Below are 21,346 nucleotides of genomic sequence, written 5' to 3'. Positions count from 1 at the left end.
ACAAATGTAGGAGCGAGCCTGCTCGCGATAGCGGTATATCAGTCGCTGTGATGTCGACTGATCCACTGATTTCGCGAGCAGGCTCGCTCCCACAGGGTCTGGTGTGTAGCGCAAAGGGTGTTTACAACCCAAGTCCCCCTGTGGGAGCGAGCCTGCTCGCGAAGAGGCCCGAAAGAACACTATCAACCTTATCCCACCAACCGCGCCGCCAACGCCTTGGCCTGCAACGCCACATCCGTCACCGCCGTGCTTTCCCACCACATCCCGCGCAATGGCGGCCCCATGGCAAACAACCGGCCAGTCGCACGCCCCTCGGCATCCAGCACCGCGCCATCCACTGCCGCTGCGATTCCCAGCGCCAATGGCCCCGGCTGCACCAAACCCCGCGCCAGTAACTGCTGCGGCAACGGTCGTGCCACGCGGCGCCAGTCGTATTCGATGCCACTGGAATTAATCAGTGCTGCGCCCTGCACTACACAAGTTCCAGACTCACCGCGACGCCGAATACAAATGCTGACGCCACCTTGCGGACTCGGCACAAGCCCTTTGAACGAAGCCGCCTGAATCCGCAACCGTCCTTCTGCATGCAACCGTTCAACCAGCGCCGCACTCAGCGGCGGCGAACGGTGATGATGACTTTCCCACCACGGCCGCACATGGCGTACGAATTGTCGACGCTGCGTGTCAGTCGCCTGGCTCCATAAGCGGGCGATGTGCACGCGAACCGTGTCCAGCGGCGCTTGCCAATCGATGCCTTGTGCGATGGCTGCCTGGCATTGCCGACGCAATTCGCGCAACAGCTGCCGAGGCGTGCACAGGCTGTGATCGTCGCCAAGAAAATCCATCCAGGCCGGCGGTTGTCGGCGCACATGGGGCAACAAACCGTGCCGGGAAAACACTTCAATTGGCCCGCGATGCCCGGCCTGCTCCAACGACACCACGGCATCGACCATGGTCAGGCCAGAGCCGATGATCAATACGGTCGATTGCGGGTCAAGTTGACGCATCTCCGCGACATCCCACGGATCCAGCGCGGCGGCGTTGAGGCCGCTGGAGGTTTTCTGCGGGGTTCGCGCGGCCGGGAACATTCCAGTCGCCAGGACCGCGTAGCCACCGCGCAGTGCCTGGCCATTGCTCAGTGTGAGCTGCACTGAATCGGCCTCGACTTGCAGGTCGACGACCTCCGCGCGAAGGTGTTCAACGCTTGAGCCATTTCTCGCACCGACAAGGCGCGCTTCGGCCAAGCGCTGCTGCACATAGACCCCGAACAATCCACGCGGCGGAAACAGTTCACTGATCGGCACCTTCTGCTCGGCAGACTCTGGCCAGCCGCCAGCAGTAATGTGCTCGGTGAGCCACTGCGTCAGGTCATCGGGATTATCCGGATCAACGCTCATGCGCGCGGCGTTGCCGTTGAGCGTGTGACCCAACTCGACCGCGCTATAGGCCTCGCCTCGACCGATCTCGGCACGCGGTTCGATAATCAGGACATGGCGCCGGCCCGGCAGACGCAACAATTGCACGGCCAGCATCGTGCCGCTGAGGCCGCCGCCGATAATCAGGATGTCTGCACGCTGATTCATTCAAATCACCACATTACGAACAAACCGCGCCGGCACATCCCCATCGTTGCGATAGGAATGCGGCTGGTTACTGGCAAACATAAAAAACTCGCCCGTGCCGATGTGCTGCGGCTGATCGCCGAGCATCAGGGTCAGGCAACCCTCAAAGACGAAAATCTGCTCGCTCCAGCCCTCGGCATCGGCTTGCGAGGGGTAGACCTCGCCCGGTTGCAGGCACCATTCCCATTGCTCGACTTCGCGCGTCGCCGTGGCTTTGGAGAGCAGCACCGCTTTGCTGCCTGGGTGAGTGCCCGCCCAAGCCACCTCATTGATGCGGCTCGGATCACGCGCATCCGGCGCCTGGATCAGATCGCTGAACGCTACATCGAGCGCTTCGGCGACGCGATCAAGGGTGGTCAGGCTGACATTCTTCTCGCCCGCCTCGATCGCCACCAGCATTCGCCGACTGACACCGGACTTTTCTGCCAGCGCGGTCTGACTCAGGTCGGCGGCATGCCGCAGACGCCGGACGTTCTGGCTGACGTGTTGCAGGACGGATGCCCGTTGCATTGAATCTTTGTGCACTATATTGCTCACTCGGTGAGGTTGGGCAGTATACTGCGCAACGTTGGGCGCATTGTGCGGCCTCCTTTTTATAGTGCGCAAGGTCATGATGTCGCAGAACAGCTCCCCCACTCCCCTCCGTTTCTCTCGTTTCAGCAAAGCCGAGTGCGTGCTGGTGCTGATTACCATGGTCTGGGGCGGCACGTTCCTGCTGGTGCAGCACGCGATGACGGTCAGCGGCCCGATGTTTTTTGTCGGCCTGCGTTTTGCGGCAGCGGCTTGTATCGTTGCGCTGTTCTCATGGCGTCATCTACGCGAACTGACCCTGTTCGAACTCAAGGCCGGCGCCTTTATTGGCGTGGCGATCATGCTTGGTTACGGCTTGCAGACGGTCGGCTTGCAAACGATCCCGAGCAGTCAATCTGCATTTATCACCGCGTTGTATGTGCCGTTCGTGCCGTTGCTGCAATGGCTGGTGCTCGGGCGTCGTCCGGGCTTGATGCCGAGTATTGGCATCATGTTGGCGTTCACCGGTTTGATGCTGCTGTCGGGGCCGTCCGGGGCTGAGCTGAATTTCAGTCCAGGTGAAATCGCCACATTGATCAGTGCGATCGCGATTGCCGCCGAAATCATTTTGATCAGTACCTACGCCGGCCAGGTGGATGTGCGTCGGGTCACCGTGGTGCAACTGGCCACGACTTCGGTGTTGTCGTTCCTGCTGGTGGTGCCGACTGGCGAATTGATACCGGACTTTTCCTTGACCCTGCTGGTGACCGCGCTGGGGTTGGGCGCGGCGAGTGCGGCGATTCAGGTGGCGATGAACTGGGCGCAGAAGAGTGTTTCGCCAACCCGGGCGACGTTGATCTATGCCGGTGAGCCGGTGTGGGCCGGGATTGTCGGGCGGATTGCCGGGGAGCGGTTGCCGGCGATTGCGCTGGTGGGCGCCGGGTTAATTGTCGCTGCGGTGATTGTCAGTGAGTTGAAGACCAAGGGTAAGGTTGCAGAAGCCGAAGCAGAGCTGGAGCGAGAAACTCAAGGTTAATCTGCAATATCTTTAGTGCCTGGACTATAGCTATCGCGAGCAGGCTCACTCCTACACTTGAAATGCGTTCCCCCCTGTAGGAATGAGCCTGCTCGCGATGAGGCCATTCCAAGCAACATCGATCTACCTGAAACAATGCCAAACAGAAAATTCCAGACTACTTTGTAGGATTCTGAGACATCCTGGCGTTTGGTGATCGGGGAGCTGGCACGTATGATGCTTCACAAACTTCCGCAGATTAGAAGCCTATGTCCCTGATAGTTCTACTGCTTCTGCCATTCATTGGCAGCTGTCTGGCAGCGGTGCTGCCTCACAACGCGCGTAATACCGAATCACTGTTGGCAGGTCTGGTCGCTTTGATCGGCACCGTCCAGGTCGCGATGTTGTACCCGCAAATTGCCCACGGCGGCGTGATCCGCGAAGAGTTCATGTGGCTGCCCAGCCTCGGTCTGAACTTCGTTCTGCGTATGGACGGTTTCGCCTGGCTGTTTTCGATGCTGGTACTTGGCATCGGCACGCTCGTTTCTCTCTATGCCCGTTATTACATGTCGCCGGACGATCCGGTGCCGCGTTTCTTCGCGTTTTTTCTGGCGTTCATGGGCGCCATGCTCGGTCTGGTCATCTCCGGCAATCTGATTCAGATCGTGTTTTTCTGGGAGCTGACCAGCCTCTTCTCGTTCCTGTTGATCGGTTACTGGCACCACCGCGCCGACGCCCGTCGCGGTGCTTATATGGCGTTGATGGTCACCGGTGCCGGCGGGTTATGCCTGCTGGCGGGGGTCATGATTCTCGGCCATGTCGTCGGCAGCTATGACCTCGACAAGGTCCTGGCCGCCGGCGACATGATTCGCGCACATTCGCTCTACCCTATCCTCCTTCCCCTGATTCTCATTGGCGCCCTCAGCAAAAGCGCCCAGTTCCCTTTCCACTTCTGGCTGCCCCACGCAATGGCGGCGCCGACTCCGGTTTCGGCCTATCTGCATTCGGCGACCATGGTCAAGGCCGGGGTTTTCCTGCTCGCGCGTCTGTGGCCGTCGCTGTCCGGCAGCGAAGAATGGTTCTACATCGTCAGCGGCGCTGGTGCGTGTACGCTGTTGCTCGGCGCCTATTGCGCGATGTTCCAGAACGATCTCAAAGGTCTGCTCGCTTACTCGACCATCAGCCACCTCGGCCTGATCACGCTGTTGTTGGGTCTCAATAGCCCGTTGGCCGCTGTGGCGGCGGTATTCCACATCCTCAATCACGCGACATTCAAAGCCTCGCTGTTCATGGCCGCGGGCATCATCGACCATGAAAGCGGTACTCGCGATATCCGCAAACTCAGCGGCCTGATCAAACTGATTCCCTTCACAGCGACGCTGGCCATGGTTGCCAGCGCCTCGATGGCAGGCGTGCCGCTGCTTAACGGCTTCCTGTCGAAAGAGATGTTCTTCGCCGAAACCGTGTTCATCAATGCCACGGCGTGGGTTGAAGCGGCGCTGCCGATTGTCGCGACCATCGCCGGTACATTCAGCGTTGCCTATTCCCTGCGTTTCACCGTCGATGTGTTCTTCGGCCCGCCGGCCACCGACCTACCCCACACCCCGCACGAGCCGCCGCGCTGGATGCGTGCGCCGGTCGAGTTGCTGGTGTTCACCTGCTTGCTGGTGGGGATTTTCCCGGCGCAAATCGTCGGCCCGTTGCTCGCGGCGGCAGCACTGCCCGTCGTTGGTGGCACCTTGCCGGAATACAGCCTGGCAATCTGGCACGGCCTCAACGCGCCAATGATCATGAGCCTGATCGCCATGTCCGGCGGCATCGTCGTCTATCTGTTGTTGCGCAAACAGCTCAAGCGCGGGCGCTTTAAATACCCGCCACTGGTGGGGCGCTTCAACGGTAAGCGCCTGTTCGAGCGTAGTCTGGTCGTCATGATGCGTATGGCCCGACGCTTGGAGCGACGACTCGGCACCAAGCGCTTGCAGATGCAATTGTTCCTGATGGTAATGGCGGCGGTACTCGCCGGCCTGATCCCGATGTTGCACAGCACGCTGAGCTGGGGCGACCGGCCGAAAATCCCCGGTTCCATTGTCTTCGTGACCCTGTGGTTGCTGGCCATCGCCTGCGCGCTCGGCGCCGCGTGGCAAGCCAAGTATCACCGTCTCGCCGCCCTGACCATGGTCAGCGTCTGCGGCTTGATGACCTGCGTGACCTTCGTCTGGTTCTCCGCACCGGATCTGGCCCTGACGCAACTGGCAGTGGAAGTGGTCACCACCGTACTGATTCTGCTCGGCCTGCGCTGGTTGCCACGACGCATCGAAGAAGTCTCGCCACTGCCGAGCAGCCTGCGCAAGGCACGCATTCGCCGCCTGCGCGACTTACTATTGTCGATTGCCGTCGGCGGTGGCATGGCGCTGCTGTCCTACGCGATGCTGACGCGGCAAACGCCGAACGACATCTCCTCGTTCTACCTCAGCCGCGCCATGCCTGAGGGCGGCGGCAGCAACGTGGTCAACGTGATGCTGGTGGATTTCCGTGGCTTCGACACCCTCGGCGAAATCACCGTGCTGGTTGCCGTGGCGCTGACCGTATTCGCCCTGCTGCGGCGCTTCCGTCCTCCGAAAGAAAGCCTGCAATTGCCAGCCCAGCAACGCTTGCTGGCACCGGACGTGGTCACCGATCTGGTCAACCCGCGTTCCGCCAGCGACACCGCGCTCGGCTTCATGATGGTGCCGGCAGTGCTGGTGCGTCTGCTGCTGCCGATTGCGCTGGTAGTGTCGTGCTACCTGTTCATGCGCGGGCACAACCAACCGGGCGGCGGTTTCGTCGCCGGCCTGGTGATGTCGGTGGCTTTCATCCTGCAATACATGGTCGCCGGTACACAGTGGGTCGAGGCACAAATGAGCCTGCGGCCGTTGCGCTGGATGGGCACCGGATTGCTATTCGCCACCGCTACAGGTCTGGGCGCGATGCTGGTCGGTTATCCGTTCCTGACCACACACACCTGGCATTTCAGCTTGCCAGTGCTGGGTGACATCCATGTCGCCAGCGCGCTGTTCTTCGACATTGGCGTGTACGGCGTGGTGGTCGGTTCGACGCTGTTGATCCTCACCGCCCTCGCCCACCAATCGGTGCGGGGTCACAAGACCGCATCGCTGCCCAAGTCCGTCGCTAGTAAAGGAGCCGTCTGATGGAAGAAGTCATCGCAATCGCCATCGGCGTGCTCGCCGCGTCCGGCGTCTGGCTGATCCTGCGGCCACGGACATTCCAGGTGGTCATGGGCCTGTGCCTGCTGTCGTATGGCGTCAACCTGTTCATCTTCAGCATGGGCAGCCTGTTCATCGGCAAGGAGCCGGTGATCAAGGACGGTGTCACCCAGGATTTGTTGCACTACACCGACCCGCTGCCACAGGCACTGGTACTCACCGCGATCGTCATCAGTTTCGCCATGACCGCGCTGTTCCTCGTCGTGCTGCTCGCTTCACGCGGTTTGACCGGCACCGACCACGTTGACGGCCGGGAGCCTAAGGAATGATGGCGATGACTCACCTGATCGCCGCACCGATCCTGCTGCCGCTGCTGACCGCAGCCATCATGCTGATGCTCGGCGAGCGGCACAGACCGTTGAAGGCAAAAATCAACCTGTTCTCCAGCCTCGTCGGCCTGTTCATTTCGGTGCTGTTGCTGCAATGGACGCAAACCACCGGCGTGCCCGGCTCCATCGGGGTTTACCTGCCGGGCAACTGGCAGGCGCCGTTCGGCATTGTGCTGGTGGTTGATCGCCTGTCGGCGCTGATGCTGGTGCTGACCGGGATCATCGGCGTCAGCGCCCTGCTGTTTGCCATGGCCCGTTGGGACGGCGCCGGTTCAAGCTTCCACGCGCTGTTCCAGATTCAGTTGATGGGCCTGTACGGCGCGTTTCTGACGGCGGATCTGTTCAACCTGTTCGTATTCTTCGAAGTCTTGCTCGCCGCGTCTTATGGCCTGTTGCTGCACGGCTCGGGTCGGGCACGGGTCTCGTCGGGGTTGCATTACATCTCGATCAACCTGCTTGCCTCGTCGCTGTTTCTGATTGGCGCGGCCCTGATCTACGGTGTCACCGGCACGCTGAACATGGCCGATCTAGCGCTGAAGATTCCACTGGTGCCGGAGGCCGACCGCGGCTTGCTGCACGCCGGCGCGGGGATTCTCGCTGTCGCCTTCCTGGCCAAGGCCGGCATGTGGCCGCTGAACTTCTGGCTCGTACCCGCCTATTCTTCCGCCAGTGCACCGGTGGCGGCGATGTTCGCGATCATGACCAAGGTTGGCGTGTACACCCTGCTGCGTCTGTGGACCCTGTTGTTTTCCGGCCAGGCCGGAGCGTCGGCATTCTTTGGTGGCGACTGGCTGATCTACGGCGGCATGGCGACGATGGCCTGTGCGGCGCTGGCGATTCTGGCCGCGCAACGGCTGGAGCGCATGGCCAGCCTGAGCATTCTGGTGTCGGCGGGGATTCTGTTATCGGCCGTCGGTTTCGCCCAGCCAAACCTGATCGGCGCGGCGCTGTTCTATCTGGTCAGCTCGACCCTGGCGCTGAGTGCACTGTTCCTGCTGGCAGAACTGATCGAACGTTCGCGTTCGGCCAACGAGATCCCGCTGGAAGACGAAAGCGAACTGCTGCCACGCCCACAGGAATCCCTGCAACCGCCCAAAGGCATCAACCTCGATGACGAGCAGAAAGCCGTGGTCGGCCAGGTTATCCCGTGGACTATGGCGTTTCTCGGCCTGAGCTTCATCGCCTGCGCTTTGCTGATTATCGGCATGCCGCCGCTGTCCGGATTTATCGGCAAACTCAGCCTGATCGGCGCCTTGCTCAATCCGCTAGGCCTGGGCACCGGCGCGCCGATATCCAACGCGGCCTGGGCGTTGCTGGCACTGCTGATCCTCACCGGGCTGACGTCGTTGATGGCGTTCTCGCGCCTCGGCATCCAGCGCTTCTGGACCCCGGAGGAGCGCCCTTCGCCGCTGCTGCGCAAACTCGAATGCGCGCCGATCTTCCTGTTGCTGGGGCTGAGCATCGTCTTGACCTTCAAGGCTGAGCCCCTGCTGCGCTACACCCAGGCCACCGCCGAGGCACTGAACAACCCGCAGCAATACGTCATGGCGGTGCTCGGCACCCGCGCCGTCCCGAGCCCGGAAGCCAAATCGGCGATGCTGGAGGTGCAGCCATGAAGCGCGTGTTTCCTGCACCTTTATTGTCGTTGGCGCTGTGCGCCTTGTGGCTGACCCTGAACCTGTCGATCAGCCCGGGCAATCTGCTGCTCGGCGCGATACTGGGTTTTGCTGCACCTTTGATGATGCGCAAACTGCGCCCGAAACAAGTTCGCATTCGCCGTCCGGGAACGATTCTGCGCCTGTTTCTGCTCGTCGGTCGTGATGTGGTGATGTCCAACCTGATCGTTGCGTGGGGCGTGCTCAATGCTGGTCGGCGCCCTCCGCGCTCGGGCTTTGTCAAAGTCCCGCTGGACCTGCGCGATGCTCACGGCCTCGCAACGCTGGCGATGATCTGCACGGTGGTGCCCGGCACGGTATGGTCAGAGCTGGCGCTGGATCGCAGCATTTTGTTGTTGCACGTCTGGGATCTGGATGACGAAGCGCAGTTCATCGAGCACTTCAAGAGCACCTACGAGCGGCCGCTGATGGAGATTTTCGAATGAGCCCATTACTGTCGAACGCGATCCTGCTGACGCTGTTCCTGTTCTCGCTGGCGATGGTGCTGACCCTGGTGCGCCTGTTCAAAGGCCCTTCGGCGCAAGATCGGGTCTTGGCGCTGGACTACCTGTACATCGTCGCGATGCTGATGATGCTGACCCTGGGCATTCGGTATTCGAGTGACACTTACTTCGAAGCGGCGCTGCTGATTGCGCTGTTCGGCTTCGTCGGCTCGTTTGCCCTGGCGAAATTCCTGCTGCGTGGCGAGGTGATCGAATGAATGCTGAATTGTCGCTATGGATCGAGATTCCGGTGGCGATCCTGCTGGTGCTTAGCGGGCTTTTTGCGCTGATCGGTGCGATCGGATTATTGCGTATGAAGGATTTCTTCCAGCGCATGCATCCGCCGGCACTGGCTTCGACGCTAGGCGCATGGTGTGTGGCGCTGGCATCGATCATCTGTTTTTCGGCGCTGAAGTCCGGGCCGGTCATACATGCCTGGCTGATTCCGGTTTTGCTGGCGATTACTGTGCCGGTGACTACTTTGCTGCTGGCGCGGGCGGCGTTGTTCCGCAAGCGCATGGCTGGGGATGATGTGCCGGCAGAAGTCAGTAGCCGCCGCACCGAGAGTGGTAGCTGAAGATTTGTAGGGGCTGATATGACGCCATCGCGAGCAGGCTCACTCCTACAGGGGAACGCATTCCAAATGTAGGAGTGAGCCTGCTCGCGATAGCGATATCCGACTCACCTCAAACCCAAGCCACCGCCAACAACCCCGCCCCCAAGACCGCACACAACGGCGAATACACCCAGGTGTCCAGTCGCGCAAACCGTGAATCCGTCACTTCCTTGAAAAACCCGACCAGATTCGAATCACCAATCGCCCGGGCAAACATCAACAACGCAATCGCGCTGATCACCCATTGCAGTGCCTTGTGACTTACCGCCGGCACTCCCCAGCCAACCCGCATGCACACCAACCCAGCAATCACCAGCAATGCCGCTGCCACAATCAACGTGAGCCAGCCCGAAGGCTTGAACGCCGGCCGCACCGTTGCGACAAATCCGCGCACCGGCACCTGCGGCACCACCACCGCTGCCGCCCACTGCCCACCCAGCGCCCAATACACGTGCATCAAGGCGATCACCGCAAACGTTGTCACCAGCCATTGAGCCAATACAAAGGTCATGGTTGAAATCCTTGGAAAGGGATTTGAACAAATCAGCCTAGTCGCATTTTTTCCAAGTGCACGACCGATCAGCGGTACGGTAAAGTGCCGCCCCATGAAATTCTCCCGTTCCGATCGCTCACTACTGGCCTGGATGCTTTATTGCTGCGTCCTGTTCAACGTGTTCGCCTGCAGCATCGGTCACGGACAAATGGTCGGCATGCAGCTGAACGGTATCGGCGGCCAGTTCTGTACAGTCGACCCGGCCACTCAAGCGCCGCTCGCCAGCAACCCCACTGAAGAACAACTGCCGACCCTGTCCAAGGCATTTGGCTGCCCGCTGTGCTCGGTCGGCGGCGGCATGGGCCCGGCGTTCAACTCCAGCCTGACGCTAGCGATCCTGCCCGAACAACACAGCCCACCACTGGCGCCCATCGTCAGCGCCGACCTCCCTGCCCGCTTCACCTGGCCGTCGGCCAATCCTCGCGCCCCACCGCTCGCCTGAGTGTCTCTGCCTTTTTGATTTGTCAGCCCACTGCGCCAACGCGCGGCGTTTGCCTGTGCGCTGACTCCTAGACAAGCATTCAGGATTCAATGATGAAACAACTCACTCTGCTGGCGAGCCTGTGCGGCTGCCTGTCCGTTAACGTCTGGGCGCAATCCACCGTGGATCTGGCGCCGATCACCATCGATGGCGAGTCCGGCGCAGAACCGGGTCTGAGCCTCGACCAATCCAGCGGCATGGCCTCGCGACTGGGTTTGAGCGTGCGCGACACGCCGGCCTCGGTGGCCATCGCCAATCGCAATGACATCGAACGCCATGGCGCGCAGAACTTCCAGGACGCCGCCAACACCTTGCCCGGGGTCAACGCCAGCGCACCGCCGGGGTTCGGCGGCTTCGTCTCCTATCGTGGCTTCACCAGCAGCCAGATCACCCAGATGTTCAACGGCATCAACGTCTCCGGCGGACTCGCGCGGCCCGTCGATTCATGGATCTATGATCGTGTGGAACTGGTCGGCGGCCCGTCGTCGCTGATCAACGGCGCAGGCTCGGTGGGGGGATCGCTGAACTACGTGACCAAACTCGCCACCCGTGATGAACAAGCGGTTGAAGGCCGGGTCAGCTACGGCACCTACGACACCAGCAAAACCGCTTTCGGCCTCAACCACGCCCTCACCGACCCGAGCGCCGACGTGCAGCACTACGCGCGCCTCGACGTCAGTCACAACACCAGCAACGGCTACATCGACCGCCAGGAGCGCGATGCCTGGAGCGTGGCGTTCTCGCTGCTCAGCGATCTCACACCCGACCTGTCGCACACGTTGGCCCTGGAATATCAGGATGAACACGAAGACAGTCCGTACTGGGGCACGCCCGTGCTCAATCCCAAGGCCGGCGAGTTGAAGATCGATAAACACAACCGCTTCAATAACTACAACGTCGAGGACGGTCGCTACGAGCAGCGGACGATCTGGGTCCGTTCGATCATCGACTACCGGATCAACGACAGCACCACCCTGCGCAATACGCTGTACCACCTCGACAGCCAACGCGATTACCGCAACCTCGAAACCTACCAGTACAACGCCGACAACACCGCGGTGAATCGCTCCACTGCGTATCAGGTGCGTCATCAAGGCGAGCAGAACGGCAACCAGTTCGAGTTGCGCCATGACAACACGCTGTTCGGTCTCGATACGACGTGGTCGGGGGGCTTCGAATACAAGGTCAACCAGACCACCAACTCGCCGCTGAACGTCAAAGGCGCTAGCTCGGTTGACCCGAACAACTACCGTCCGGGGCATTTTTACGACATCCCGGGCACCAACCCCAAGCTGATCAGCGACAAAACCAACGAGGTCACCACCAAAGCATTGTTCGTGGAAAACCGTTTAGCGTTGACCGACAAACTGTCGCTGCTCACCGGCCTGCGCTATGACGACATTGACCTCGACGTGACCAACCATCGCACGGTAACCGCCACCAACCCGAAACACCTCAAGCGCAGTTGGGAACCAGTCACCGGCCGCGCCGGCCTGACTTACCAATTCATTCCGTCGGCCAACGTCTACGTGCAATACAGCACCGCCGCCGAGCAACCGAACGGCACGCAAGACTTCGACGTTTCCACCGGCAAGCAATGGGAGATTGGCAGCAAATTTGATTATCTGAACGGGCGCGGCTCGGCGACGATTGCGGCCTACACCATTGAGCGAAAGGACTTCGCCGTGACCGATCCGCTGGACCCGACCAGCAGTATTCCGGTCGGTCAGCAGACGTCGAAAGGTTTAGAGATCGCCAGCTCGTTGCGGATCACCGACAAGCTGTTGGCTGAAGGCAACTTCGCCTGGGTTGATGCGCAATACGATGATTTCACCGAAAAGAATGCCGCCGGCGTGGTGGTATCACGCAAGGGCAACACGCCGACCAACGTGCCGGATCGGGTTGGCAATCTGTGGCTGACTTATGATTTTTCGCCGCAATGGCAAGGTGGGGTGGATGCACGATATGTGGCGTCGGTGTATGCCGATACTGCGAATACCATGACCGTGCCGTCGTACACATTGTTCGGCAGCTTTCTCAGCTACAAGGTTGATTCGCATACCACCGTCACCGGGCGCGTGCGTAACCTGACCAATGAGGTGTATGCCGAGTTTGCGCATGTTTCGCCGGCGTATTACCTGGGGACACCGCGCACCTTCGAACTGGCCGTGCAGACGAAGTTTTAAAAGCATCGCGGGCAAGCCCGCTCCCACAGTGTTTGGTGTCGTACATAAAATTTGCATTCAACGACAATACCTGTGGGAGCGGGCTTGCCCGCGATGAGGCCGGGCGCTACAGCCTCTATTTCAGATCAGCGGATACCTTATCCGCCACATCCTTCGGCAACCAGGCCTGCCACACATCCGGGTGGGCCTTCATGAACGCCACCGCCGCATCACGCGGCGCCGTGTGCTTCTCGCTCATCTCGGCCAACGCCTTGTTCAACGGCTCGATCGGAAAGTCCACTTTGCTGAAGAATTCGGCAATTTGCGGATATTGCTTCTGGAACGGCGTAGACACACCAATCGACAGCTTCGAAGCCAGCGACCGGGTCGGTTTCGGATTGGGATTATCCGCATCGGTTAGCGTCTTCCAGGCTTCGGCATCAAACGGCGGCTCTTCAAGTTGCACCAGTTTGAATTTGCCCAGCAGCGGCGTCGGCGACCAGTAGTAAAACAGCACCGGCTTACCGCGACGAATCGAAGAACTGATCTCAGCGTCCAGTGCCGCACCGGAGCCACTGCGGAAATTGGTGTAATCGTCCTGCAGACCATAAGCCGTCAACTTCTGCTTGTTGACCACTTCCGACGTCCAGCCGATCGGGCTATTGAGGAACCGCCCCTTGCTCGGGGTTTCCGGGTCCTTGAACACGTCCTTGTACTTTTTCAGATCACTGACGCTGCGCAGATCCGGCGCCAGCGGCTTGATGCCTTTGGCCGGATCGCCCTTGATCACGTACTCCGGCACCCACCAGCCCTCGGTAGCGCCTTTGACGGTATCGCCCAGGCTGACGACTTTGCCTTCGGCCTCAGCCTTGACCCACACCGGACTGCGCCCGGCCCACTCCTCGCCAATGACCTGAATGTCATTGTTGGCCAGTGCGGTTTCCAGCGTGATGGTGGTGCCAGGCAAGGTGTCGGTTGGCAAGCCGTAGCCCTTCTCGACGATGATCCGCAGCACATCGGTAATCAGGCTGCCGCTTTCCCAGTTCAGGTCGGCAAAATGGATCGGCGCCTGCGCGGCCATCACCGATGGCGCTGATGTCAGCAAACCGAACGTGGCCACGCTGGCGGCCAATAACCGTCGAAATCCGTTCATGCATTGCACCTCGTGCTGTTCACAGCAATGGCAGGTTGGCCTGACAGAGGACCGCAAGCCTCTGAATACTCAGTCAACTGACTGTAGCCGAGGTTCCTGCTTTTTCCGGGTCATGCTGCGGACGAGGTTATGAATCAGACTTTTCCTGCAAGCTTTGCAGCTCGCGCCTGACCATGCTGGCGTATTCCGCGGGGCGCAACTGATAGATCTGCGCAGCCAGCCAATTCAGCCAGGCACCTTGCAGTTCCGCCTTGGCGGCGAACAACCGCAGGGCTTCCTCGCGTGCAGTGACGAGGTTCTGCGAATGGAAATCCGCGCGGCTCACTCGCTGGCCTTGAACGTCACCAGCTCACCCTTGCGCCACTTGGCGGCTTTGGCCGTAACGGCTTTCAGGGTTTTGGTCAGGCCTTCCTGCAATTGCTCATGGGCGGCGAACACGGTCACCACGCTATGGCCTTCCTTGAACAGGATGGCGTGCCCGTCAGCGGTTTCGACGAAAGCGTAATCACCCAGTCCATAGACCGTGAGTTTGATTTCGCGAAAACGCAGATCCATCTTGCCGCCTTCGCGGCTGGGCAAGACCGATGCACTGAAATGATCGCCGACCTTGAGCTTGAGCCCCGGTTTGTCATCGACCACCAAGGCACTTTCGGTGTCGATCTCGGCCACGTAAATGCCTTCGGCGTTCTGCTCGGTGATGTAAACAAAACGCGACTGGAACAGCTTGACCAGCTTTGCACGCAAATCACCCAACACGAACAAAGCATGCATATCGAGATTACTGACTGCCAAAGAAACATCCCCACATCTGAAAAAACCGCACACGGAAAACGCGCACGGCAAAAAAACGGCCAGGCCGATGTCACTGCAAACAAATCAATAAAGCCCGAATCGAGCAGAGTGCTCATTCAACGCGAGGTTGGTAAGACTACTGGATTGTCACTCGGGAAACTCATCCCGATGTCGCCAAAACCTGAAGGAAAATTCCTCAGCGTCAGCAAGAGCAGTCTGACTACGAACTTTAGGGAAAATTCTCACGAAAAAAAGCACTTCTCCGACATATCGCTGGCGAAAAATTGCTTTAGATAAGCCCTGTCGTCAACAGGTACTGGCGATTCTAGAGCAGCGATGCTCATTCCGACTACCCGAAACGGCCGGTAAATACCGGCCAACTGATGAAAAGGACTTCATATGTGCACTCGGACTCACTTTGCCATGACCGTTGACGCCCGGATCGAATCGTCGCTGATACTAAGTGCCACCACGATCAACGACGATTACCCGCGTTTCCAAGTGGTACCCGCCGGCAACGCTTTCTTCCATATAAAGGAAACATCGACCGGGCGCGTAAGAGGTTTCCGTGAAGATCACAACGAAGCCTGCGCCCTCGCCCGCTCACTTGAGTCGAAGATCGAACTCCTGGCGAATGGCTGCCTCAGATAAAGAGAGCGACCGATTGTGCCATCCCGGCGCAAATCAAAAAGGAGAACACGATGGATCTGGAAGGTTATAACTTGAAAACTCTGTTCGATCAGTTAGGTCTTCCTTCAGAAGGACCGGAGATCGACAGTTTCATCGACGCGCATCCTCTCGACGCTGACACCAAACTAGTCGATGCCCATTTCTGGTCGGACTCTCAAAAGCAAACGCTGCAAGAGTGGATCAGCAAAGACGATGACAGGGCAATCGTCTTCGACGAGCTGAACGTACGCCTTCACGACGGCAAGTAACCGAACTCAGTGCAGGCTGTCACCACACTCGGCTTGCAATTGCGCGAGCCACGCAGCCTTGCACTGCTCGGCCTCGTTACGACTGGCAAACGCGGTGCCGCGACGCTCGCCATTGAGCAAAACCACCCAGCACACGCTCTGCCCCAACGCGCGTAAACCGGCCGGCACGCCACTGCCGATCATCACAGCAACATCAACTCTGCACTGCATGCAGCCCCCGAAATCATTAGCAACCTAACTAAGCGGGCAGATTAATGGTTTCTTTCGAGCGGAAACAGCAAGCTCCGTGCACAGATTCATTGCACCGCAAGTAACAATCTCTCAGCGCGGTTTCTCCGGCTTATAGCCCAGGCGCAATCCACCCCAGTGCCGGCCCTTGATCATGATCGGCACCGACAGGTCATGCATCAGTTCACCGGTGTCGCGGGTGTAAGTCTGCAACAGCACCGGTTGCTGATGGTTGCCGCAGCGAATACCGGTGCGATCCGCGAACTTGCGTTTGGTGCGATTGTTCACCGCATCGACCTGCGCATCGCCAGTCAACGGCTGACTGAACAGCTGATTGTGCGTCGGCACATAACCTTGCTGCGTGCAGGCAATGGCGAACACCAACCCCTCGTGACGCGGCAACAATGGCTCCTGAATCGCCGGCAGCACCTGATCGGTGTAACGGTCGAAACGGGTCTGAAACTTCGCCGGTTGGGTATTCGGGATCGGCTGATACTGGCGGTCGAACAGGTCTTCAAGGCTGACCCGGCCCTGCTCGACATCCGCCTCGAAACGCGCGGCAATCTGGCTCGCCCCTTCGCGGGCCAGATCGTAGATGCGCTGGTGATAGTCATCCAGACCGACTTCGGCCAGCCGCTCGCTGATGGTTTCCGCCTGCCCTTCCATTTGCACCGCCGCTTCAGCGAGGCGGCGAGTCTGTTGATCGCTGATCGCCAGATCGCTGCGCATCTGCTCGATGGCCTTGAACAGGCTGTCGAGCTGTTCGCGATTGGTTTCTGCACCCTGAGCGATTTCACCGACCTGGCTTTCCACCCCCGCTGCCAGTCGCGCGATGTTCTGCAGATGCTGGCCGGTGTGTTCGACCTGCTCGACACCGATCTGCAGATCACTCGACAACTCGCGAATCTGCTCCACCACCTGCGCCGTGCGTTGTTGAATGTCGGCGACCATCTCACCCACTTCACCGGTGGCCGACGCCGTGCGCGCCGCTAATCCACGCACCTCATCCGCGACCACGGCAAAACCGCGACCATGCTCTCCGGCTCGCGCTGCCTCGATCGCCGCGTTCAATGCGAGCAGATTGGTCTGGCTGGCAATCGACTGAATCACCAGGGTCACACGCTGAATATCGTCACTGCGCAGGCTCAAGGCTTCGATCAACTCACGGCTGGTATTGGCGCGCTGACTGAGCTGATGCATGCGCGCGATCGAATCCACCAGTTCCGTGCGCCCCGCCGCGCTGCTGTGATGCGCCTGACTCGCTGCTTCAAGCGCGGCACGGCTGAGTTGTGAAGTGGCGTGTTCAGTCACGATCATCACCTCGGCGTTGCTGACGATCTGCGCCGCCGCATCGAGTTGCGATTCAAGTTTGCTCGCCAGTTCCTTGACCGAAAATGCCACGCCAGCCGCCGACAAGGCGTTATGACTGGTGGTGTAGGAAAGGTCTCGGGTCAACTCAGAAATGGCGCTGCCGCTGTCGGCAGGCTGAACATCGGGGATGGCGCGGGAACGCAAGCGCGGTAGCCAGACAATCAGCACCGCCAGCGGCATGCCGATGTACAGCGACCATCCACCCAGCGTCATGCCGGCCAGCAACAGCATCAGGGCGATGCTTTGCAGGGTCGGCGCAATCCAGCGGTTTTTCGGCAAAAGCACTGGTGCAGGCAAAGCCCCAACCAGAGATCCGTCTCTCGTCATATCAACACCCCACGCTTGTTCTCATTATTGTGACTGCATTAAACGCCACTACAACGCCATTATCCATGGTCCGTTAGTCGTGGGGTCTGTGGCAGGTCAATGGAACGGCGCGGGCTTATTGCAGACGAGTAAAAACAAAGATCGCAGCCTTCAGCAACGCCCATGTAGGAGCTGCCGAAGGCTGCGATCTTTTCAAGGTGCCCTGTTGAAAGGGTCACCCCACAGAATCAGGCCTGACGCTGGTGCTTGTCGATCTGCTCGTGACGCTCTTGAGCTTCGATGCAGTACTTGGTGGTCGGGCTGATCAGCAGGCGCTTCAGGCCAATGGCCTCGCCGCTGTCGTCGCACCAGCCAAAGCTGTCTTCCTTGATGCGCTCAAGGGCTTGTTCCAGTTGCGGCAGCATGCGCTGGTCGCGATCGATCGCGTTCACCAGCCAAGTGCGCTCTTCTTCAACCGAAGCCGCATCCGCCGGGTCAGCCGGGGTGTCCAGGCTTTCGATGGCGATACGGTTTTGCTCAATGCGCTCGTGGGTTTCGACTTTCATGTTCTGCAGCAGCTCAGTGAAGAAAGCGTGCTGCTCTGCATTCATGTAGTCATCTGCCGGCATGGCCAGCAACTTGTCCTTTGTCATTGATATCTCTATAAAAAAACGTGCATTAAGGCGAATTAGGGAGCGTTTCGGCGAACCGCGTGCGGTCGGCGAAAAGGCATCGTTTATTGCAAATGCCACCCGGCACTCAATTTACGAGGGGCGGCAGTCTAAGGCCCGATCGAGGCCTCAGCAACTGTAAATACAGGGAATTTGTCCGACAACGCCCGGAAACTGCTCTGACACGGGGTTCACACGGCCATCGGAGTGCGTTTATAGCAAGAAATTCAGTCGAGCGGCTGTATATAGAAGACAAACGGCTAACCACGCAGCGCCCAGACGCAGTTTTTTACCACGCACTGCATCGTTTCAGCAAAGCAGAACCGCAAAAGCCCCCCTACTATCAGGCCCACCGTGTGATCAATCAGCCTGAAGGATGACCTATGCCCCGCCCCGATCTGCCGGCCACCGACGAGGTTTCACTCGCCAGCCCCCCGATCAATGCCGAGCGCCTGCTGCAACTGATCACCGACGAATACGACGCCCTGCCGCGCCAGCTCAAACGCATCGCCAGCTACATCAGCCAACAGAGCGACCGGATCATGGTCGACCGCATCAGCGACATCGCCCGCGAGTGCGAAGTGCACCCGTCCGCCATCGTGCGCTTCTCGCAACGCTTCGGTTTCAGCGGCTTCAGCGAAATGCAGGCGCTGTTCCGCAGCGCCTACACGCACAAAGCCTCGCCGGTGCAAAACTACCAGCAACGCATCCGCAGCATGATCGCCGACCAGTCGCAGCAAGCCAGCGTCGGCGACCTCGCCCGGGAATGCATCGACGCCACGCGCTCCGGCATCGAACGCCTGGGCCGCGAACTCGACGACGCCGCCTTCGAAAAAGCCGTCGAGCTGATCGTCAACGCCGACAACATTTATGTCGTCGGCGTGCGCCGCTCCTTCGCCGTCGCCGACTACCTCGTTTACAACTTGCAACACACTCAGAAGCGCATTCACCTGGTTTCGGGGCTGGGCGGTAGCTATCGCGAGCAAATGCGCAGCGTGCGCGCCAACGATCTGGTCATCGCCATCAGCTTCGTGCCCTACGCCAAGGAGACCCAACACTGCCTGCGCTTCGCCCGCCAGCAACAGGCCAACACCCTGATCCTCACCGACAGCCAGCTCTCGCCGCTGGCGAAACTCGCCAACAGCGTATTGCTGGTCAACGAAGGCAGCGCCCTCGCCTTTCGTTCGCTGAGTGCGACGTTGTGTTTGTGTCAGGCGCTGTTTGTGGCAGTGGCGTATCGGCTGGAACTGAATGTTGATGAGATTCACGAACAACCCGGCTTCGACGACTGACAATTGCCTCAGCGTCGGCTAGGTTATGCCTTCCCACCGGTTTGACTTGAAGGAACGCGTCATGAAACTGATCGGCATGCTGGACTCCCCTTACGTACGCCGCGTAGCCATCTCCGCCAAACGCTTGGGGATTGACCTCGAACACGAGTCGGTCTCGGTGTTCCGCCACTTCGAGCAATTCCAGCAGATCAACCCGGTGGTCAAAGCCCCCACGCTGATCCTCGACGACGGCGTGGTCCTGATGGACTCGACCCTCATCCTCGACTACCTCGAAGCCAGTTCCGGCAAAAGCCTGCTGCCAACCGACCTGAAACAACGCGCCCAGGCCCTGCGCCTGATCGGCCTCAGCCTCGCCGCCTGCGAAAAAGCCGTACAGCTCTACTACGAACGCAACCTGCGCCCGGCCGACATTCAATACCAACCGTGGGTCGAACGCGTCGAAGGCCAACTCGCCGCCGCGTTCACCGCCCTTGAGCAAGAACTGGAAAAAACCGGCCTGCCCACCGACGGCACCCTCACCCAGGCCGGCATCAGCCTCGCCGTCGCCTGGAGCTTCACCGGCCTCGTCGTCCCCGACCAGATCGACACCCGCCGCTACCCCCACATCGCCCAATACACCGCCTACGCCGAAACCCTCGAAGCGTTCGTCAGCACCCCGATGACCTGACCATGAGCACCACCGACACCGCCGCCCCGGCGTTAAAGGAAATCTTCAACGCCGAGCGCTTGCAGCACATCGCCCGCGAAATGAGCGCCGTGTACCCGGCGTTCAAGGCCAAAGCGTTTCTCAAACACGCCCAGGACGGACTCGCCGAATTATCAGTGATGCAACGCATGGCCCGTGTCAGCGAAAGCCTGCACGCCGTGTTGCCGCTGGATTACGAGGATTCCCTCGATGTATTGCGTGAACTCGCGCCAAGGCTGAACAGCGGATTCGTCAGCATGTGTTTGCCGCATTACGTCGCAAGCTACGGCGGACAAGCGTTCGACACCTCCATGGACGCCCTGAAGTACTTCACCACCTTCGGCTCCTCCGAATTCGCCATCCGCCACTTTCTGCGCAGCGACCTCGAGCGCTCGCTGGAACGGATGCACGACTGGACCCGAGACGAAAACCACCACGTTCGACGACTCGCCAGCGAAGGCAGCCGCCCTCGCCTGCCTTGGTCGTTTCGGTTGGAAGCGGTGCAGGCGGATCCGCAGTTAGCGGCCGGGATACTGGATCGGTTGAAGGCGGATGAGAGTTTGTACGTGCGCAAGTCCGTGGCGAATCATTTGAATGATGTGACGAAGGTGCATCCGGAGTGGGTATTGGACACAGTTGAAGGTTGGTCGTTGGAGAACAAGCACACGGCTTGGATTGCCAAGCATGCGTTGCGGAGTTTGATCAAGCAGGGGGATTTGCGGGCGCTGACGGTGATTGGTGCCGGGGCGAAGGCTGAGGTTGAGTTGTTGGATGTGCGGGTTGAGCCGGCGGTGGTTAGGTTGGGGGAAGCGATTACGTTGTCGTTTGTGGTGAAGTCGACAGTGGCGCATGAGCAGCGGTTGGTGATTGATTATGCGATTGACTATGTGAAGGCGAATGGTGGGATTTCGGCTAAGGTTTTTAAGTTGAAGATGGTGGTGTTGGCGGGGTATGGGAGTGAGGTTGTGGGGAGGCGCCAGGTGATTAGGGATTTTACGACGCGAAAACACTATTTTGGGCAGCACCTAGTACATGTACTGGTAAATGGAGCTAAATTGGCGAACTCATCTTTCGCAGTTAGCGCTGAACAAGCCTAAAAAGCAGTCCTTTTACTTGTGCCTTAAGCAAACGGTAAGACTGAGAAGGAGCACTTACCTTGACAAAAAAACAATTTGACAATCACCCCAAAAAGCGAAGC

General features: G+C 59.5%; 24 protein-coding genes. 15 read left to right on the top strand and 9 right to left on the bottom strand.

Going from position 1 to position 21,346, the window contains the following annotated elements; genetic code table 11:
- Positions 1-188 precede the first annotated feature (188 nt).
- Together ACOYXH_RS08660 and ACOYXH_RS08655 are read right to left on the bottom strand one after the other, a co-directional pair.
- Entirely contained in the window at positions 189-1,583 is a 1,395-nt protein-coding gene (locus ACOYXH_RS08660; protein ID WP_460410515.1) for an FAD/NAD(P)-binding protein, read from the bottom strand.
- Positions 1,584-2,147: a helix-turn-helix domain-containing protein gene (locus ACOYXH_RS08655; RefSeq protein WP_093437325.1), complete on the bottom strand. Its 564-nt coding sequence runs from the start codon at positions 2,145-2,147 to the stop codon at positions 1,584-1,586.
- Positions 2,148-2,232: 85 nt separating this feature from the next.
- Between ACOYXH_RS08655 and ACOYXH_RS08650 the strand changes: the two genes are divergently transcribed.
- The 7 genes from ACOYXH_RS08650 to ACOYXH_RS08620 all read left to right on the top strand — a co-directional run bounded on the left by ACOYXH_RS08650 (position 2,233) and on the right by ACOYXH_RS08620 (position 9,474).
- A complete protein-coding gene (locus ACOYXH_RS08650) occupies positions 2,233-3,168 on the top strand; it encodes a DMT family transporter (RefSeq protein WP_460410514.1) in 936 nt (311 codons plus the stop codon).
- 248 nt (positions 3,169-3,416) lie between these two features.
- Positions 3,417-6,335 carry a monovalent cation/H+ antiporter subunit A gene (locus ACOYXH_RS08645; RefSeq protein ID WP_460410513.1) on the top strand — a complete coding sequence of 973 codons (2,919 nt, stop codon included), beginning with the start codon at positions 3,417-3,419 and terminating at the stop codon, positions 6,333-6,335.
- Entirely contained in the window at positions 6,335-6,679 is a 345-nt protein-coding gene (locus tag ACOYXH_RS08640) for a Na+/H+ antiporter subunit C (RefSeq protein WP_007910763.1), read from the top strand. Before ACOYXH_RS08645 ends, ACOYXH_RS08640 begins: the two co-directional genes overlap by 1 nt.
- The gene (locus ACOYXH_RS08635; protein ID WP_095050005.1) at positions 6,676-8,355 is read left to right on the top strand and encodes a monovalent cation/H+ antiporter subunit D; all 1,680 of its coding nucleotides are present in this window, start codon (positions 6,676-6,678) and stop codon (positions 8,353-8,355) included. Before ACOYXH_RS08640 ends, ACOYXH_RS08635 begins: the two co-directional genes overlap by 4 nt.
- The gene (locus ACOYXH_RS08630) at positions 8,352-8,840 is read left to right on the top strand and encodes a Na+/H+ antiporter subunit E (RefSeq protein WP_095050004.1); all 489 of its coding nucleotides are present in this window, start codon (positions 8,352-8,354) and stop codon (positions 8,838-8,840) included. The genes ACOYXH_RS08635 and ACOYXH_RS08630 overlap by 4 nt, the downstream gene beginning before the upstream one ends.
- Entirely contained in the window at positions 8,837-9,115 is a 279-nt protein-coding gene (locus ACOYXH_RS08625; protein WP_007910754.1) for a K+/H+ antiporter subunit F, read from the top strand. The genes ACOYXH_RS08630 and ACOYXH_RS08625 overlap by 4 nt, the downstream gene beginning before the upstream one ends.
- Complete coding sequence (locus ACOYXH_RS08620) at positions 9,112-9,474, top strand: Na+/H+ antiporter subunit G (protein WP_093437301.1); 363 nt, start codon at positions 9,112-9,114, stop codon at positions 9,472-9,474. The genes ACOYXH_RS08625 and ACOYXH_RS08620 overlap by 4 nt, the downstream gene beginning before the upstream one ends.
- Before the next feature lie 109 nt (positions 9,475-9,583).
- Here the strand turns inward: ACOYXH_RS08620 and ACOYXH_RS08615 are convergent, their stop codons facing one another.
- Positions 9,584-10,024 carry a DUF3995 domain-containing protein gene (locus ACOYXH_RS08615; RefSeq protein ID WP_460410512.1) on the bottom strand — a complete coding sequence of 147 codons (441 nt, stop codon included), beginning with the start codon at positions 10,022-10,024 and terminating at the stop codon, positions 9,584-9,586.
- A 94-nt stretch (positions 10,025-10,118) separates the two neighbouring features.
- On the opposite strand from ACOYXH_RS08615, the gene ACOYXH_RS08610 reads away from it, so the two are divergent.
- On the top strand, positions 10,119-10,508 hold the full coding sequence (locus ACOYXH_RS08610; RefSeq protein WP_016982997.1) for a DUF2946 domain-containing protein: 390 nt from the start codon (positions 10,119-10,121) through the stop codon (positions 10,506-10,508).
- A gap of 92 nt (positions 10,509-10,600) precedes the next feature.
- A complete protein-coding gene (locus ACOYXH_RS08605) occupies positions 10,601-12,733 on the top strand; it encodes a TonB-dependent receptor (protein WP_320414256.1) in 2,133 nt (710 codons plus the stop codon).
- A gap of 115 nt (positions 12,734-12,848) precedes the next feature.
- On the opposite strand, the gene ACOYXH_RS08600 is transcribed toward ACOYXH_RS08605, so the two are convergent.
- From ACOYXH_RS08600 to ACOYXH_RS08590, 3 genes are all read right to left on the bottom strand, one after another.
- Positions 12,849-13,865, bottom strand: a complete 1,017-nt coding sequence (locus ACOYXH_RS08600) for an ABC transporter substrate-binding protein (RefSeq protein WP_460410511.1) — start codon at positions 13,863-13,865, stop codon at positions 12,849-12,851.
- 127 nt (positions 13,866-13,992) lie between these two features.
- Positions 13,993-14,190 carry a hypothetical protein gene (locus ACOYXH_RS08595; protein WP_449123389.1) on the bottom strand — a complete coding sequence of 66 codons (198 nt, stop codon included), beginning with the start codon at positions 14,188-14,190 and terminating at the stop codon, positions 13,993-13,995.
- Complete coding sequence (locus ACOYXH_RS08590; protein ID WP_176471300.1) at positions 14,187-14,636, bottom strand: hypothetical protein; 450 nt, start codon at positions 14,634-14,636, stop codon at positions 14,187-14,189. Before ACOYXH_RS08590 ends, ACOYXH_RS08595 begins: the two co-directional genes overlap by 4 nt.
- Here ACOYXH_RS08590 and ACOYXH_RS08585 point away from each other — a divergent pair.
- The 3 genes from ACOYXH_RS08585 to ACOYXH_RS08575 all read left to right on the top strand — a co-directional run bounded on the left by ACOYXH_RS08585 (position 14,631) and on the right by ACOYXH_RS08575 (position 15,595).
- A complete protein-coding gene (locus tag ACOYXH_RS08585) occupies positions 14,631-14,954 on the top strand; it encodes a hypothetical protein (RefSeq protein WP_141231802.1) in 324 nt (107 codons plus the stop codon). The genes ACOYXH_RS08590 and ACOYXH_RS08585 overlap by 6 nt on opposite strands.
- 102 nt (positions 14,955-15,056) lie before the next feature.
- Positions 15,057-15,308: a hypothetical protein gene (locus ACOYXH_RS08580; protein ID WP_095049997.1), complete on the top strand. Its 252-nt coding sequence runs from the start codon at positions 15,057-15,059 to the stop codon at positions 15,306-15,308.
- A 50-nt stretch (positions 15,309-15,358) separates the two neighbouring features.
- On the top strand, positions 15,359-15,595 hold the full coding sequence (locus ACOYXH_RS08575) for a DUF2789 family protein (RefSeq protein ID WP_320414254.1): 237 nt from the start codon (positions 15,359-15,361) through the stop codon (positions 15,593-15,595).
- 6 nt (positions 15,596-15,601) lie between these two features.
- Here ACOYXH_RS08575 and ACOYXH_RS08570 read toward each other — a convergent pair whose 3' ends face one another.
- The 3 genes from ACOYXH_RS08570 to ACOYXH_RS08560 all read right to left on the bottom strand — a co-directional run bounded on the left by ACOYXH_RS08570 (position 15,602) and on the right by ACOYXH_RS08560 (position 18,153).
- Complete coding sequence (locus tag ACOYXH_RS08570; protein WP_460410510.1) at positions 15,602-15,805, bottom strand: hypothetical protein; 204 nt, start codon at positions 15,803-15,805, stop codon at positions 15,602-15,604.
- A 111-nt stretch (positions 15,806-15,916) separates the two neighbouring features.
- Positions 15,917-17,140, bottom strand: coding sequence for a methyl-accepting chemotaxis protein (locus ACOYXH_RS08565; protein WP_460410864.1), 1,224 nt, complete (start codon positions 17,138-17,140; stop codon positions 15,917-15,919).
- Positions 17,141-17,748: 608 nt separating this feature from the next.
- On the bottom strand, positions 17,749-18,153 hold the full coding sequence (locus tag ACOYXH_RS08560) for a TraR/DksA family transcriptional regulator (protein WP_003225981.1): 405 nt from the start codon (positions 18,151-18,153) through the stop codon (positions 17,749-17,751).
- 401 nt (positions 18,154-18,554) lie between these two features.
- Here ACOYXH_RS08560 and ACOYXH_RS08555 point away from each other — a divergent pair, with 401 nt between their 5' ends.
- From ACOYXH_RS08555 to ACOYXH_RS08545, 3 genes are all read left to right on the top strand, one after another.
- Positions 18,555-19,463, top strand: a complete 909-nt coding sequence (locus ACOYXH_RS08555; RefSeq protein WP_460410509.1) for a MurR/RpiR family transcriptional regulator — start codon at positions 18,555-18,557, stop codon at positions 19,461-19,463.
- Positions 19,464-19,524: 61 nt separating this feature from the next.
- Positions 19,525-20,130 carry a glutathione S-transferase gene (locus tag ACOYXH_RS08550; RefSeq protein ID WP_371043035.1) on the top strand — a complete coding sequence of 202 codons (606 nt, stop codon included), beginning with the start codon at positions 19,525-19,527 and terminating at the stop codon, positions 20,128-20,130.
- 2 nt (positions 20,131-20,132) lie between these two features.
- Positions 20,133-21,245: a DNA alkylation repair protein gene (locus ACOYXH_RS08545; RefSeq protein WP_460410508.1), complete on the top strand. Its 1,113-nt coding sequence runs from the start codon at positions 20,133-20,135 to the stop codon at positions 21,243-21,245.
- Positions 21,246-21,346: the final 101 nt, after the last annotated feature.

Source organism: Pseudomonas sp. Mb7 (assembly GCF_054790525.1).
Note: the sequence above shows the minus strand (reverse complement) of the source record. Positions and strands in the feature narration are given on the sequence as shown.

What these genes read in the sequence shown, in the direction of transcription:
- ACOYXH_RS08660 (WP_460410515.1), bottom strand. Translation starts at nt 1,583, where the DNA reads ATGAATCAGCGTGCAGACATCCTGATTATCGGCGGCGGCCTCAGCGGC.
- ACOYXH_RS08650 (WP_460410514.1), top strand. Translation starts at nt 2,233, where the DNA reads ATGATGTCGCAGAACAGCTCCCCCACTCCCCTCCGTTTCTCTCGTTTC.
- ACOYXH_RS08645 (WP_460410513.1), top strand. Translation starts at nt 3,417, where the DNA reads ATGTCCCTGATAGTTCTACTGCTTCTGCCATTCATTGGCAGCTGTCTG.
- ACOYXH_RS08640 (WP_007910763.1), top strand. Translation starts at nt 6,335, where the DNA reads ATGGAAGAAGTCATCGCAATCGCCATCGGCGTGCTCGCCGCGTCCGGC.
- ACOYXH_RS08635 (WP_095050005.1), top strand. Translation starts at nt 6,676, where the DNA reads ATGATGGCGATGACTCACCTGATCGCCGCACCGATCCTGCTGCCGCTG.
- ACOYXH_RS08630 (WP_095050004.1), top strand. Translation starts at nt 8,352, where the DNA reads ATGAAGCGCGTGTTTCCTGCACCTTTATTGTCGTTGGCGCTGTGCGCC.
- ACOYXH_RS08625 (WP_007910754.1), top strand. Translation starts at nt 8,837, where the DNA reads ATGAGCCCATTACTGTCGAACGCGATCCTGCTGACGCTGTTCCTGTTC.
- ACOYXH_RS08620 (WP_093437301.1), top strand. Translation starts at nt 9,112, where the DNA reads ATGAATGCTGAATTGTCGCTATGGATCGAGATTCCGGTGGCGATCCTG.
- ACOYXH_RS08615 (WP_460410512.1), bottom strand. Translation starts at nt 10,024, where the DNA reads ATGACCTTTGTATTGGCTCAATGGCTGGTGACAACGTTTGCGGTGATC.
- ACOYXH_RS08610 (WP_016982997.1), top strand. Translation starts at nt 10,119, where the DNA reads ATGAAATTCTCCCGTTCCGATCGCTCACTACTGGCCTGGATGCTTTAT.
- ACOYXH_RS08605 (WP_320414256.1), top strand. Translation starts at nt 10,601, where the DNA reads ATGAAACAACTCACTCTGCTGGCGAGCCTGTGCGGCTGCCTGTCCGTT.
- ACOYXH_RS08600 (WP_460410511.1), bottom strand. Translation starts at nt 13,865, where the DNA reads ATGAACGGATTTCGACGGTTATTGGCCGCCAGCGTGGCCACGTTCGGT.
- ACOYXH_RS08585 (WP_141231802.1), top strand. Translation starts at nt 14,631, where the DNA reads ATGCATATCGAGATTACTGACTGCCAAAGAAACATCCCCACATCTGAA.
- ACOYXH_RS08590 (WP_176471300.1), bottom strand. Translation starts at nt 14,636, where the DNA reads ATGCATGCTTTGTTCGTGTTGGGTGATTTGCGTGCAAAGCTGGTCAAG.
- ACOYXH_RS08580 (WP_095049997.1), top strand. Translation starts at nt 15,057, where the DNA reads ATGTGCACTCGGACTCACTTTGCCATGACCGTTGACGCCCGGATCGAA.
- ACOYXH_RS08575 (WP_320414254.1), top strand. Translation starts at nt 15,359, where the DNA reads ATGGATCTGGAAGGTTATAACTTGAAAACTCTGTTCGATCAGTTAGGT.
- ACOYXH_RS08570 (WP_460410510.1), bottom strand. Translation starts at nt 15,805, where the DNA reads ATGCAGTGCAGAGTTGATGTTGCTGTGATGATCGGCAGTGGCGTGCCG.
- ACOYXH_RS08565 (WP_460410864.1), bottom strand. Translation starts at nt 17,140, where the DNA reads ATGATCGTGACTGAACACGCCACTTCACAACTCAGCCGTGCCGCGCTT.
- ACOYXH_RS08560 (WP_003225981.1), bottom strand. Translation starts at nt 18,153, where the DNA reads ATGACAAAGGACAAGTTGCTGGCCATGCCGGCAGATGACTACATGAAT.
- ACOYXH_RS08555 (WP_460410509.1), top strand. Translation starts at nt 18,555, where the DNA reads ATGCCCCGCCCCGATCTGCCGGCCACCGACGAGGTTTCACTCGCCAGC.
- ACOYXH_RS08550 (WP_371043035.1), top strand. Translation starts at nt 19,525, where the DNA reads ATGAAACTGATCGGCATGCTGGACTCCCCTTACGTACGCCGCGTAGCC.
- ACOYXH_RS08545 (WP_460410508.1), top strand. Translation starts at nt 20,133, where the DNA reads ATGAGCACCACCGACACCGCCGCCCCGGCGTTAAAGGAAATCTTCAAC.